This is a genomic window from Streptomyces griseiscabiei, assembly GCF_020010925.1.
Taxonomy (GTDB): Bacteria; Actinomycetota; Actinomycetes; order Streptomycetales; family Streptomycetaceae; genus Streptomyces; species Streptomyces griseiscabiei.
The window spans coordinates 3,364,795-3,378,356 of sequence record NZ_JAGJBZ010000001.1 but is presented as its reverse complement, the minus strand read 5'-3'; the positions used below and the strand labels follow the sequence as shown (position 1 = coordinate 3,378,356).

Here is a 13,562-nt window from a genome sequence, read left to right as displayed (position 1 = left end):
GGAGCACCGTTCATGTCCGAGGCACAGAAGGTGGCCGACCGGTCCGAGGCCGAACCACCCGGGGCGAACAGCGTCGATCGCTTCTTCAAGATCAGCGCCCGGGGGTCCACCTTCGCCCGTGAGATCCGCGGCGGCTTCGCCACGTTCTTCACGATGGCGTACATCCTTGTCCTGAATCCCATCATCCTGGGCAGCGCCAAGGACAAGTACGGTCACACCCTCGACGGCGCCGAACTCGTCACCGCCACCGCCCTGGTGGCCGCGGTGATGACGCTCATCATGGGCGTCGGAGGAAACCTTCCTCTCGCGCTGGCCGCCGGTCTCGGCCTCAACGCGGTCGTCGCCTTCCAGATAGCCCCGCTGATGAGCTGGGCCGACGCGATGGGCCTCGTCGTCCTCGAAGGCCTGCTGATCTGCGTCCTGGTCGTCACCGGTCTGCGCGAGGCCGTCATGCACGCCATCCCGCAGCCGCTGAAGCAGGCGATCAGTGTCGGCATCGGCCTGTTCATCGCCTTCATCGGCTTCGTCGACGCCGGGTTCGTCAGCCGTATACCGGACATCGCGAACACCACGGTCCCGGTGCAGCTCGGCGCGACCGGTTCGCTGTCCGGCTGGCCGATCCTGGTCTTCTGCCTCGGTGTCCTGCTGACCATCGGTCTGCTCGCCCGCAAGGTGAAGGGCGCGATCCTCATCAGCATCCTGACGATGACGGTCGTCGCGATCGTGATCAACTCGGTGGCCGACATCAAGAGCTGGGGCCTGACCACCCCGAAGGTCCCCGACGACATCGTGGCCGCCCCCGAGTTCGGACTCATCGGCGACTTCAGCCTGTTCGGCTCGTTCGGCGAGACCACCGTCATCACGGTCGTCCTGCTGATCTTCACGCTGCTGCTGTCGGACTTCTTCGACACCATGGGCACGGTCGTCGGCATCACCGCCGAGGCGGGTCTGCTCGACGAGGAGGGCAAGGTCCCGAACCTCGGCCGGGTCCTGCTCATCGACGGCGCCGCGGCCGTCGCGGGCGGCGCGGCCTCCTCGTCCTCCGCGACCTCCTACATCGAGTCCGCGGCCGGTGTCGGCGAGGGCGCCCGCACCGGCTTCTCCAACCTGGTCACCGGCGGCCTCTTCGCGATCGCCCTCTTCCTCACGCCGCTGCTGACCATCGTCCCCATGCAGGCCGCCGCGCCCGCGCTCGTCGCCGTCGGCTTCCTGATGATGACCCAGGTCAAGAACATCGACTGGGACCGGTACGACATCGCCATCCCGGCGTTCCTCACCATCGCCGTCATGCCGTTCACCTACTCCATCACCAACGGCATCGGCGCCGGCTTCCTCGCCTTCGTCCTCATCAAGACGGTCCTCGGCAAGGCCAAGGAGATCCACTGGCTGCTGTGGGGCACCTCGGCGCTGTTCCTGGTCTACTTCGCGATCAACCCGGTCCAGCAGCTGTTCGGGGTGAAGTAGGCGAAGTAGGCGACAGCAGCAGAGATATGAGGGGCCGCCCCCGGGGGGAGTGGGGCGGCCCCTCGCTTCAGATGGCTTCTGTGCGGCTTGGGGTCACCCCTTCAACGCCGCCTCCATCACAGCCTTCGCGACCGGCGCGGCCAGACCGTTGCCGCTGACCTCCGAGCGCGCCGCGTTCGACTGCTCCACGACGACCGCCACGGCGACCTCCTTGCCGTCGGCCTTCCCGTACGACGTGAACCAGGCGTACGGCGTCTTGCTGTTGTTCTCGCCGTGCTGGGCCGTACCGGTCTTGCCGCCCACGATCGCCCCGCTGATCCGCGCGTTGGTGCCCGTGCCGTCCTCGACGACCGTCCGCATCGCCGACTGCAACTGCTCGGCGGTGCCGGAACTCATGATCTCCGTCGTGTCCGCCTCGGAGTCGTAGTCCTCCAGGACGTCACCACCGCCGTTGGTGACCTGCGCCACCATGTGCGGCGAGACCAGCTTGCCGCCGCCCGCGATCGCCGCCGACACCATCGCCATCTGCAGCGGCGTCGCGGTGACGTCGTACTGGCCGATACCCGTCAGGGCCGTGGAGGACTCGTCCATGTCCGAGGGGTAGACGCTCTCGTACGCCCGCACCGGCACGTCCTGCGCCTTGTCGTTGAACCCGAACTTCTCCGCCATGGCCCGCACCTTGTCCTGCCCGAGGTCGAAGGCCATCTTCGCGAACACGTTGTTGCACGAGTACTGCAGCGCCGTACGGATCGTGGCGTTCTCGCAGGGCGCGCTCGGGTTCTCGTTGGACAGCTCCGTCTCGGTCCCCGGCAGCGTGTACGGGTCCGGGCTGACCGTCCTGTCGTCCACCGACTCGTACAGCCCGTCCTCCAGCGCGGCGGCGGCCACCACCAGCTTGAACGTCGACCCCGGCGGCAGCGGCTGGCGCAGCGCCCGGTTGGTCAGCGGCTTGTCCTCGTCCGCGTTGAGCCTCTTCCACGCCGCACCCGCGGTGTTGGCGTCGGTCAGCGAGGACGGGTCGTACGACGGGGTCGACACCACCGCGAGGATCCTCCCGGTCGCCGGGTCGATCGCGACGGCCGCGCCCTTGTTGTCGCCGAGCGCGTCGTACGCCGCCTTCTGCACGGCCGGATCGATCGTGGTGAGCACATTGCCCGGGTCGGCCCGCTGCCCGGTGACCGTGTCCATCACGGTCCTCAGCCGCAGGTCGGTGCCGTCCAGCAGACTCTGGTAGATGCCCTCCAACTGCGTCGGCGCGTACGCCTGCGAGGCGTAGCCGGTGACCGCCGCGTACAGCTCGCCGTCCTTGTAGGTGCGCTTGTACGCGAGGTCGCCGCCCTTGGTCCGGGCCGAGCCGGTGATCGACTCGCCGGCCACGACGATGTTCCCCAGCGGGTCCGCGTACGTCTTGATCGCGTTGCGCCGGTTGTCCTGGTCGTCCGCGAGCGCCGTGCCCTCGTAGAACTGCACCCAGGTCGCCCTGACCAGCAGGGCGAGCACGAGCAGCAGGGAGAAGACGGCGGAGCGCCTGATCGTCTTGTTCATCGCACCCGGAAAGACGAGCGGGACGCGATCAACCGTTCCCTTCGTCCGGCTTTCTCATGGGGTCTTCATGAAGCGGGGGTTGCCATCGGGCCCCTTCGGGGGGCGAGCGGCGGCTCAGAGCCGCCGTGTCGCCAGCGTCAGCCGGTCGCGTGCGTCGAAGAGGGCGTCCTTGACCAGCTGTTCGTGCGCCGGGGTCAGCCGGGCCACCGGGACCGAGCAGCTGATCGCGTCGCGCGCCGGGGTGCGGTACGGGATCGCCACCCCGAAGCAGCGCAGCCCGAGGGTGTTCTCCTCGCGGTCCACGGAGAACCCCTGATCGCGGATCTGCCGCAGCTCCTCGATCAGCCGCTCCCGGTCCGTGATCGTGTGCTCGGTCAGCGCCGGCAGGGTCTCCGGGAGCATCTTGCGGACCTGCTCGTCGGTGTGGGTGGCCAGCAGCGCCTTGCCCAGTGAGGTGGAGTGCGCGGGCAGCCGGCGGCCGACCCGGGTGAAGGGACGCAGATAGTGCTGCGACTGCCGGGTGGCCAGATAGACGACGTTCGTGCCGTCGAGGCGGGCCAGGTGGATCGTCTCCGTGGTGTCGTCCGACAGCCGGTCCAGCGTCGGCCGGGCCAGCGCCACCACCTCGTCACCGTCGATGTACGAGGTGCCCACGAGCAGGGCCCGGACGCCGATGCCGTACCGCGTGCCCGTCGCGTCCGTCTCCACCCAGCCCAGCTCCACGAGCGTGCGGAGCAACATGTACAGGCTGGACTTGGGGTAACCGACGGCTTCCTGCACGGCCGCCAGGGAGTGCATACCGGGGCGTCCGGCGAAGTATTCGAGCAGCTCGACGGTCCTCACCGCCGACTTGACCTGTGCTCCGCCGCCCGTCTCGACTGCCGACATCGCCCTTGACCCCTTCGTTCGACGGGAAATAGTCTCCGACAGCATATTCATCATCGGAGACAGCGTTCAGCATATCGAACGACCTCGGTGAATGACCATGAACAACCCAGAAATACCCTGGTGAACGGCACCAGGAAAATGTGGAGGGACCTGCGGTGGCAGCAGCACCAGTCTGGAGTGTCGACCCCCGTACCGGGAAGCAGCGCGAGCAGGTTGCGGTGGAGGCCACAGCGCAGGAGGTGGACGCCGCCGTCCGCGCGGCGCACGCCGCCCGCGGCTCGCTGGCCGACCGCACGGTCCGCGCGGCCTTCCTGCGCACGGCAGCCGACCAGCTCCAGGCGGCCAAGGACCAGCTCGTCGAGGTCGCCGACGCCGAGACCGCGCTCGGCCCGGTCCGGCTCACCGGCGAGCTCGCCCGCACCTGCTTCCAGCTGCGGGCCTTCGCCGACATCGTGGACGAGGGCGCGTTCCTCGACGTGGTGATCAACCACCCCGACGACACCGCCACCCCGCCGATCCCGGACCTGCGCCGCTACAAGGTGCCGCTGGGCGTCGTCGCCGTCTACTCGGCCTCCAACTTCCCCTTCGCCTTCTCCGTCCCCGGCGGCGACACGGCGAGCGCGCTGGCCGCCGGCTGCCCGGTCGTCGTCAAGGCCCACCCCGACCACCCGGCGCTGTCCGAGCTCGTCGCGATCGTGCTGCGCCGGGCCGCCGCCGAGCACGGCATCCCCGAGGGCGTCCTCGGCCTCGTCCACGGCTTCGAGGCGGGCGTCGAACTGGTCAAGCACCCCCTCGTCACCGCCGCCGGCTTCACCGGCTCGGTACGCGGCGGCCGTGCCCTCTTCGACGCGGCGGCGGCGCGGCCCGTGCCGATCCCGTTCCACGGCGAGCTGGGCTCCCTGAACCCCGTCCTGATCACCGAGGCCGCCGCCGCCGAGCGCGCGGAGGCCATCGGCACCGGCCTCGCCGGGTCGATGACCCTCGGTGTCGGCCAGTTCTGTGTGAAGCCGGGCCTGGTGCTGGCGCCCGCCGGTGACGCCGGTGACCGTCTGCTCAAGTCGCTCACCGACGCCGTCAGCGACGTCGACGCCGGTGTCCTGCTGGACCACCGGATGCGCGACAACTTCCTTGCCGGTGTCGCCGAGCGCGCGGAGCTGCCGGACGTCGAGTCGCCGGTGACCGCGGGCGCGGGCGGCGAGCACACCGTCAGCCCCGGGTTCCTGACCGTCCCCGCGGAGAAGCTGGCCGCCGAGGGCGCGCACGACCTGCTCCTGGAGGAGTGCTTCGGGCCGCTCACGGTCGTGGCGCGCTACGCGGACGAGGCCGAGGCCAAGTCGGTCCTGTCCCGGCTGCCGGGCAACCTCACCGCGACGGTGCACGTCTCGGGCGAGGAGGCGGCCGGTGGCGGGCGCGGACCGGAGCTGCTGGCCGAGCTGACGCCGCTGGCCGGGCGTGTGCTCGTCAACGGCTGGCCGACCGGTGTGGCCGTGGCCGCGGCCCAGCACCACGGTGGGCCCTACCCGGCGACCACCTCCACGTCCACGTCGGTGGGCGGGACCGCGATCGAGCGGTGGCTGCGGCCGGTGGCGTACCAGGGGGCGCCCTCGGCGCTGCTTCCGCAGGAGCTGCGGGACGAGAACCCGCTGGGGCTGCCCCGGCGGTTCAACGGCGTTCTCGAGCGATAGCGGTAGCGCCGTAGGGGATCCGGTTCGTTCCGGGCTGCGCGTGCGTCGTGGTTGCTCGCGCAGTTCCCCGCGCCCCTTCAGGGGCGCGGCAGTGGGCCCGGAGCTGTAAGAATCCCCCCATGGACGTCGAAATCCCCGAACTCCCCTTCCCCCTCCGCACATACGGGCCCGACGGGCACTGGTCCTACGAGGACGGGGTGCTCACCGGGTGGGCCGGTGCGCGGCAGGACCGGTTCGTGCCGCCCACCGGTGACGGACTGGACCCCGCCTCGGACGCGCCCCGGCTGCTGGGGGCGCCCGAGGGGGACTTCCAGCTGATCGCCCGCGTCACCGTCGGCTTCGCCGCCGGGTTCGACGCGGGCGTGCTGTACGCGCACGTGGGGCCGCGGGCCTGGGCGAAGCTCTGCCTGGAGAACTCCCCGGACGTCCCCACCGTGTGCACGGTGGTCACCCGGGGCCACTCGGACGACGCCAACTCCTTCACCGTCGAGGGCAGTTCGGTGTGGCTGCGGATCAGCCGCACCGGCCGCGCCTTCGCCTTCCACGCCTCCCGCGACGGCAAGCGGTGGACCTTCGTCCGCCTCTTCACCCTCGCCGACGAGTACGAGAGCGGCGCCGCCCTGGTCGGCTTCATGACCCAGTCGCCGATGGGCGAGGGCTGCGTGGTCACCTACGACGAGATCGAATTCCGCCCGCACTGGCCCGAGGACCTGAGAAACGGCAGCTGAGGCCGTGCCGGAAAGTTCTTCCCGGCCGGGAATGGGCCGCGCTGCTTGAACGTTCATCAACCAGAGAAAGCGGAGGCCGTCTCCGTACCCGTACGACCTGGAGAGAGCTGACACCATGCGCGTCGAGATCTGGAGCGACATCGCCTGCCCCTGGTGCTACGTGGGCAAGGCCCGCTTCGAGAAGGCGCTCGCGGCCTTCCCGCACCGTGACGGCGTCGAGGTGGTGCACCGTTCCTTCGAGCTCGACCCGGGGCGCGCCAAGGGCGACATCCAGCCGGTTCTCACCATGCTGACCAAGAAGTACGGGATGAGCGAGGCGCAGGCCCAGGCCGGCGAGCACAACCTCCGGGAGCAGGCCGCGGCCGAGGGGCTGCCCTACCGGGCCGAGGGCCGTGACCACGGCAGCACCTTCGACATGCACCGCCTGATCCACTTCGCCAAGGAGCAGGGCCGGCAGAGCGAGCTGCTGCAGGCCTTCTACCGGGCGAACTTCGCCGAGGAGCGGTCCGTCTACGCCGACGCGGACACGTATCTGATCGAGCTGGCCGTCGAGGCGGGGCTCGACGGGGAGGCCGCGCGCACGGTCCTGGCCGACCGGGACGCGTACGCCGACGCCGTCCGCGCGGACGAGAAGGAGGCGGCCGAGCTGGGCGCGAACGGCGTGCCGTTCTTCGTGCTGGACCGGAAGTACGGGGTGTCCGGGGCGCAGCCCGCGGAGGTCTTCGAGAAGGCGCTGGCCCAGGCGTGGGGGGAGCGGCCCGCGCCGTTGAAGGTCGTGGCGGCCGAGGGCGCGGAGGCGTGCGGGCCGGACGGATGCGCCGTGCCCCAGTAGAGGACCGGGGGGCGCCGTAGGGGTTCCGTTCGGTTTCGGCCGCGCGTGCGTCGTGGTTGCTCGCGCAGTTCCCCGCGCCCCTTCAGGGGCGCCGTGGCCGGCCTGTGCTGACACAGTGGACCCATGGAGACCTTCGAGAGCCTCGTCCGTGCCGAGTTCGTTCCGAAGAACACCTACCTCAACACCGCCAGTACCGGGCTGCTGCCCGCCCGCGCGGTCGCCGCGATGAAGGCGGGCGTGGAGTCCGTCGCGGACGGCCGGCCGCAGGACATGTTCGCCGATGTGGAGGCCGCGCGGGCGGCGTTCGGGCGGATCGTCGGGGTGCCGGACCACCGGGTGGCGGCCGGCGCCTCGGTCGCCGTCTACAGCGGCCTGATCGCCGCCGCGCTCCCCGAGGGCGCCGAGGTGCTGACCGCCGAGGGCGACTTCGCCTCCCTCGTGAACCCCTTCCACGTACGCGGCGACCTCAAGGTGCGCCAGATGCCGCTGGAGCGCCTCGCCGAGTCGGTGCGCCCCGGCACGGCGCTCGTCGCGGTCAGCGCCGTGCAGTCCGCCGACGGCCGGATGGCCGACCTGGCCGCGATCCGGGCGGCGGCGCGGACGCACGGGGCGCGGACCTACGTCGACGCCTCGCAGTCCGCCGGCTGGCTGCCGATCGGGGCGGACGCCCACGACTACGTCGTCTCCGTCGGCTTCAAGTGGCTGCTCTGCCCCCGCGGAGTGGCCTTCCTGGTCGTCCCGGAGGACCTCGGCGGTCTCACCCCCGTCTTCGCCGGCTGGGTCGCGGGGGAGGAGCCGTGGGACAGCTGCTACGGCCCCGTCGAGGAACTCGCCCGCACCGCCCGCCGGTTCGACGAGAGCCCCAGCCTGTTCTCCTACGCCGGCGCCCGTCACTCCCTGGCCCTGGTCGAGGAACTGGGCGTGGCGCGTGTACGGGACTACGACCTGGCGCTGGCCGACCGGTTCCGCGCCGGGCTCGCCGGACTCGGCCACGAGCCGGTTCCGGCGCCCGGATCGGCGATCGTGTCGGTGCCCGGACTCGGCCACCGGCAGCCGGAATCGAGCCGGGCGGGCATCGAGGTCTCCGCTCGCGCGGGCCATCTGCGGGCCGCCTTCCACCTGTACAACACGCGGGCCGATGTCGACCGGCTCCTCGACGTCCTCTCCGGCTGACTTCCGAGACCCACTGGCGCGGACCGCGCCAGGACGCTAGGAAGGCATCACGAGGTGGTGGTGCCGGTGGAGCCGACGCTCGAACAGCCGTCCATCGATGTGGAGTTGCATCGGCGGCTGGTGTACGGGGACGAGTCCGCGCTGCGTGAGCTGTACGCGGCGTACGGGGGACTCGTCCGGCGGGTGGCCGTCCGGGTCACCCGCAGCCCGGCGGCGGCCGAGGACGTGGCGCAGGAGGTCTTCGCCCAGCTGTGGAGCAGACCGTACGGCTTCGACGCGGGCCGGGGCTCGCTGCGCACCTGGCTGTCCATGGTCGCCCACCGGAGGGCCGTGGACTGGGTGCGCAGCGAGGCCCGGCACCGCAAGGACGCCCGCGCCGACGACTCGGCGCTGCACGCCATCCCGGACGCGGGTCCCGGCCCGGCCGAGGAGGTCGTCGACCGCGAGCGCTCCCTGAAGCTGCACACCGCCCTCGCCGAACTCCCGCGCCCCCAGCGGGAGGTGGTCCACCTCGCCTACTTCGCGGGCCGCACCTACCGCCAGGCCGCCGTCGAACTGGGCATACCCGAGGGCACCGCGAAGACCCGCCTGCGGTCGGCCCTGCGCAAACTGGCGGAGTCCCTCGCGGACCCGACCGACCCGGCAGCCGTGAGGGGCGTGTGATGGGGGCGCACCGGGCCGTCCGGACCGCGCGGCGCCTGCGTATCGTGGACGGGGCAGGGCGAAAGGGCGGCGCGCGATGACCAACGACCACGACGGCGTACGGGAGCTGCTGGCCGCCTGGGCCGTCGGCGCGCTCCCGGCCGCCGACCAGCGGACGGTCCCCGCGCACCTGGCCGCCTGCGAGTCGTGTGCCGCGGAGGCCGAACGGCTCCGCGACACGGTACGGCTGCTCGACGGCGAGCGGGGACCGGGTGCCGCACCGGGTGCCGCACCGAACGGTTCGGCGCGCGGCGGCGCCGACGGCGTCCTCGCGCTCGCCCTGCGCTCCCGCCGCCCGCGCGCCGCCGAGATCGCCCACCACGCCGCCCCGTACGCCGCCGCCGTGGCCGGACTCCAGGCGCTGGTACCGGAGTTGGAGGGCCGCTGGGGCACCCCGGTGGTGCACGACTGGGACGCGCACGCCACCCTCGCGCATCTCGTCGCCGCCGACGAACACCTCGCCGTACGCCTCGGTGTCGACGCCCGCCTGCCGGCCTCGCACATCCCGGAGGGGACGCCCGCCGAGGACGCCTGGGCCAGACGCACCGCCGACGTCATCGCCCATGAGCACGGGCGCACCCCCGGCGAGACGCTCGCCACCTGGGCCGCGCAGGCCGCCGCACTGCTGGCCACCGCCGAGGCCGCCGACCCCGAACTCGCCGCCCGCGCCGTCACGGTGATGGGCCTGCGGCTGCCGGTCGCCGACCACTTCGTGGTGCGGGCCTTCGAGGCGTGGATCCACACGGACGACATCGGCCGCGCGCTCGGCCTCGCCGTCCCCCCGCCGCCCGACGAACACCTCTGGTCGCTGGTCCGCCTGGCCGTCCGCATCCTCGGCCTGGCCCTCCACGACGCGCCGCCCGTCCGCTTCGAGGTCACCGGTCCCACCGGCACCGGCTGGATCCTCGGTTCCGACACCGGCCCCGTCCACGCCGAACTCACCCTCGACCCGGTCGACTTCTGCCTCCTGGTCGGTGGCCGCCACTCCCCGGACGAGGTCCCGAAGAGGATCACGGGCGACGCGGACGCGGCGAGGACCGTACTGCGCAGGGCGGCGTCACTGGCCTGGCTGTGACGAACCGGCCCGGCCCTCGACGAACGAGGGCCGGGCCGGCTCAGGGGGACCGCGCGGTCACCTCACCGGGGTGAAGTCCCGCGCGCCGATGAACTCCGGCCGCCGGATCGGCGCCGCGAAGGGCTCCACGGCCGTGTTCTCCACGCTGTTGAAGACGATGAAGACATTGCTGCGCGGGAACGGCGTGATGTTGTCGCCGGAGCCGTGCATGCAGTTGCAGTCGAACCAGGTCGCCGAACCGGCCCTGCCCGTGAACAGCTTGATGCCGTACTCGGAGGCCATGGCCGTCAGCGCCTCGTCGGACGGCGTGCCGGCGTCCTGCATCTGCAGCGACTGCTTGTAGTTGTCCTTCGGGGTGGCCCCGGCGCAGCCCAGGAACGTCCGATGCGACCCCGGCATGATCATCAGACCGCCGTTGGTGTCATGGTTCTCGGTCAGCGCGATCGAGACGGACACCGTCCGCATGTTCGGCAGCCCGTCCTCCGCGTGCCAGGTCTCGAAGTCGGAGTGCCAGTAGAACCCGGACGCGCCGAACCCCGGCTTGACGTTGATCCGCGACTGGTGGACGTAGACGTCCGAGCCGAGGATCTGCCGGGCCCGCCCGACGACCCGCTCGTCCCGCACGAGCCGCGCGAACACCTCGCTGATCCGGTGCACCTCGAAGACCGACCGGATCTCCTGCGACTGCGGCTCGACGATCGAGCGCTCGTCCGCGCGGATCGCCGGATCGGCCACGAGCCGCTCCAGCTCCCGGTGGTAGACGGCGACCTCGTCCGGCGCGATCAGCTGCTCGACGGGGAGGAAGCCGTCGCGCTCGTACGCCTGGAGTTCGGCGAGGGAGACCGGGCCGGGAGTGCCGGGGGAGCCCCAGACGACCGGGTCCTGCCGGGGGACGGCCACCTCGGTGGCGCCGCGGCTTGGGTAGAGATCGGTGAGCGTGGTCATGGTGGTCAGCCCTCCTCCGTCAGCAGGGGATAGACGCCGTTCTCGTCGTGGTCCTCCCGTCCGGTCACGGGCGGGTTGAACACACAGACGCAGCGGAAGTCCTCCTTGATCCGCAGGGTGTGCCGCTCGTGCCCGTCGAGGAGGTACATGGTCCCGGGCGTGATCGTGTACGTCCGCCCGGTCTCGTTGTCGGTCAGCTCGGCCTCGCCCTCGACACAGACCACGGCCTCGACGTGGTTCGCGTACCACATCGACGTCTCCGTGCCCGCGTAGAGGACCGTCTCGTGCAGCGAGAAGCCGACCCTCTCCTTGGCGAGGACGATGCGCTTGCTCTCCCACGTTCCGGACGCGGCTTTGACGTGCCGGTCGGTGCCTTCCAGGTCCTTGAAAGAACGGACGATCACGGTGTTTCCAGGCCTCCTTCTCAGACTTCTCAGATGGTTTCCCGTACGGCGCGGGCGAGGACGCGCAGGCCCTCGTCCAGCTCCTCGGGCGTGATGGTGAGCGCGGGCAGCAGCTTGACGACCTCGCTCTCCGGGCCGGACGTCTCGATCAGCAGCCCGAGTTCGAAGGCCCGCTTGGCGACCCGCCCCGCGCGCGCCTTCTCGTGGAACTCCAGGCCCCACACCAGGCCGCGGCCCCGGTACTCCTTCACATCGGCGAGGTTCTCCTCCGTGATGGAGATGAACGCCTCCTCGACCTGCTCACCGCGCTCGCGGGTCTGCTTCTCCATGGCGGAGCCGTCCGACCAGTACGTCTCCAGCGCGGCCGTCGCCGTCACGAACGCGGGGTTGTTGCCGCGGAACGTGCCGTTGTGCTCGCCCGGCTCCCAGATGTCCAGCTCCGGCTTGAACAGGCACAGCGACATCGGCAGCCCGTAGCCGCTGATGGACTTGGAGACGGTCACGATGTCGGGGGTGATGCCCGACTCCTCGAACGAGAAGAAGGCACCGGTGCGACCGCAGCCCATCTGGATGTCGTCGACGATCAGCAGCATGTCCTGCCGCTCGCACAGCCCGGCGAGCGCGCGCAGCCACTCCGGACGGGCGACGTTGATGCCGCCCTCGCCCTGCACACTCTCGACGATCACGGCGGCGGGCTTGTTCAGCCCGGACCCCTGGTCCTCCAGCAGCCGCTCGAACCACAGGAAGTCCGGGACCTGCCCGTCGAAGTAGTTGTCGAACGGCATCGGCGTGCCGTGGACGAGCGGGACGCCCGCCCCGGCCCGCTTGAAGGCGTTGCCGGTGACGGCGAGCGACCCGAGCGACATGCCGTGGAAGGCGTTGGTGAACGACACGATGGCCTCGCGCCCCTTCACCTTCCGGGCCAGCTTCAGCGCCGACTCCACCGCGTTGGTGCCGGTCGGCCCCGGGAACATCACCTTGTACGGCAGGTCGCGCGGCCGCAGCACCAGGTTCTGGAAGGACTCCAGGAACGCCCGCTTGGCCGTCGTCGACATGTCGAGCCCGTGGGTGACGCCGTCCCGCTCCAGATAGTCGATCAGGGCGCGTTTGAGTACGGGGTTGTTGTGGCCGTAGTTGAGTGACCCGGCACCGGCGAAGAAGTCCAGATACGTGTGGCCGTCCTCGTCGAACATCCGGCTGCCCTGCGCGCGGTCGAAGACGGTGGGCCAGCCGCGGCAGTAGCTGCGCACCTCGGACTCCAGGGTCTCGAAGACGCTCAGGTCGGGCTGGGTGATGGTCACGTCGAATCGCTCCTCGGTGCGTGGGGGAGTGCGGGAGGGGAGGGGTGTGCGGGGGAGGGGGGTGAAGGCGGGGCTCAGGGGGAGAGCGGTCCGATGCGGTGCAGCACCTCGGGCTGGTGCGGGCCGTCCGGGAAGTCGGCCGCCTCGAACAGGACCTTGCGCTCGACACGCGCGCCGTGGCGTTCGGCGTACGAGGCGAAGAGCCGCTCGGAGGCGGTGTTGTCCGGCGAGATGGTCGTCTCGACGGTGGTCAGGGCGTGCTGTCGCGCGACCCGCGCGGTGAGCCCGTCCAGCAGCGCGCCGGCCAGGCCGAGCCCCCGGTGCGCCTCGTCGACGGCCACCTGCCACACGAGCAGGGTGTCCGGACGCTCGGGCCGCACATACCCGGTCACGAACCCGACCGGTTCCCCGGACTCGTCCCGCGCCACCGCCGAGGTGTCCGCGAAGTCCCGGCACCACAGCAGATAGCTGTACGAGGAGTTCAGGTCCAGGGCCCCGGAGTCTCCGGCGATACGCCACAGCGCGGCGCCGTCCGCCACGTCCGGGCGGTCGATCCGAATCCCTTCCACGATTTCCGTCAGTGGTTCTGCTTGTGCGGCAGTCATGGGCTTGAATTTACCCACGGGAATTTCGAATTGCATCGCCCGCCGGGGTTACGTATGGGCCGCCCGCGTGTTATCACGCGGGCGTGAGTGACCCAGGAAGGGGAGGGAGATATGGTGAGTTTTGCCCGGTAATTACCGCACAAAAGGGACGCGTTGTGGAGTCGGTCACATGTGTGCAACCCTCACGGGATCTGCTCGAATCGGCCCCGTGAGTG

At 70.9% G+C, this 13,562-nt stretch carries 13 protein-coding genes; 7 read left to right on the top strand and 6 right to left on the bottom strand.

The genetic code is table 11. The features are described 5' to 3' along the window. The first annotated feature begins 12 nt into the window (after positions 1-12). Positions 13-1,464 (top strand): NCS2 family permease, encoded by a 1,452-nt coding sequence (locus J8M51_RS14720; protein ID WP_086751943.1) that lies wholly within the window; start codon positions 13-15, stop codon positions 1,462-1,464. Between the two features lie 93 nt (positions 1,465-1,557). On the opposite strand, the gene J8M51_RS14715 is transcribed toward J8M51_RS14720, so the two are convergent. Then, positions 1,558-3,009, bottom strand: a complete 1,452-nt coding sequence (locus tag J8M51_RS14715) for a penicillin-binding transpeptidase domain-containing protein (protein WP_086751940.1) — start codon at positions 3,007-3,009, stop codon at positions 1,558-1,560. 114 nt (positions 3,010-3,123) lie between these two features. After that, a complete protein-coding gene (locus J8M51_RS14710) occupies positions 3,124-3,897 on the bottom strand; it encodes an IclR family transcriptional regulator (RefSeq protein ID WP_005477746.1) in 774 nt (257 codons plus the stop codon). A 155-nt stretch (positions 3,898-4,052) separates the two neighbouring features. On the opposite strand from J8M51_RS14710, the gene J8M51_RS14705 reads away from it, so the two are divergent. The 6 genes from J8M51_RS14705 (at position 4,053) to J8M51_RS14680 (ending at position 10,092) form a co-directional block, all read left to right on the top strand. Beyond that, complete coding sequence (locus J8M51_RS14705) at positions 4,053-5,582, top strand: aldehyde dehydrogenase (NADP(+)) (protein WP_086751937.1); 1,530 nt, start codon at positions 4,053-4,055, stop codon at positions 5,580-5,582. A 119-nt stretch (positions 5,583-5,701) separates the two neighbouring features. Continuing rightward, positions 5,702-6,310, top strand: coding sequence for a DUF1349 domain-containing protein (locus J8M51_RS14700; RefSeq protein ID WP_086751934.1), 609 nt, complete (start codon positions 5,702-5,704; stop codon positions 6,308-6,310). Positions 6,311-6,425: 115 nt separating this feature from the next. After that, entirely contained in the window at positions 6,426-7,142 is a 717-nt protein-coding gene (locus J8M51_RS14695) for a DsbA family oxidoreductase (RefSeq protein WP_086751931.1), read from the top strand. A 123-nt stretch (positions 7,143-7,265) separates the two neighbouring features. After that, the gene (locus J8M51_RS14690) at positions 7,266-8,315 is read left to right on the top strand and encodes an aminotransferase class V-fold PLP-dependent enzyme (RefSeq protein WP_086751928.1); all 1,050 of its coding nucleotides are present in this window, start codon (positions 7,266-7,268) and stop codon (positions 8,313-8,315) included. 54 nt (positions 8,316-8,369) lie between these two features. Further along, complete coding sequence (locus J8M51_RS14685) at positions 8,370-8,978, top strand: RNA polymerase sigma factor (RefSeq protein ID WP_086751927.1); 609 nt, start codon at positions 8,370-8,372, stop codon at positions 8,976-8,978. 76 nt (positions 8,979-9,054) lie between these two features. Then, on the top strand, positions 9,055-10,092 hold the full coding sequence (locus J8M51_RS14680) for a maleylpyruvate isomerase family mycothiol-dependent enzyme (RefSeq protein ID WP_086751925.1): 1,038 nt from the start codon (positions 9,055-9,057) through the stop codon (positions 10,090-10,092). Positions 10,093-10,149: 57 nt separating this feature from the next. On the opposite strand, the gene thpD is transcribed toward J8M51_RS14680, so the two are convergent. The 4 genes from thpD to ectA form a co-directional block, all read right to left on the bottom strand. Next, on the bottom strand, positions 10,150-11,037 hold the full coding sequence (gene thpD, locus J8M51_RS14675) for an ectoine hydroxylase (RefSeq protein ID WP_086751922.1): 888 nt from the start codon (positions 11,035-11,037) through the stop codon (positions 10,150-10,152). A gap of 5 nt (positions 11,038-11,042) precedes the next feature. Next, positions 11,043-11,441 carry an ectoine synthase gene (locus J8M51_RS14670; RefSeq protein ID WP_086751920.1) on the bottom strand — a complete coding sequence of 133 codons (399 nt, stop codon included), beginning with the start codon at positions 11,439-11,441 and terminating at the stop codon, positions 11,043-11,045. A gap of 29 nt (positions 11,442-11,470) precedes the next feature. Continuing rightward, a complete protein-coding gene (gene ectB, locus J8M51_RS14665; RefSeq protein ID WP_216588895.1) occupies positions 11,471-12,742 on the bottom strand; it encodes a diaminobutyrate--2-oxoglutarate transaminase in 1,272 nt (423 codons plus the stop codon). Between the two features lie 74 nt (positions 12,743-12,816). Next, positions 12,817-13,347 (bottom strand): diaminobutyrate acetyltransferase, encoded by a 531-nt coding sequence (gene ectA, locus J8M51_RS14660; protein WP_179203590.1) that lies wholly within the window; start codon positions 13,345-13,347, stop codon positions 12,817-12,819. Positions 13,348-13,562 lie beyond the last annotated feature (215 nt).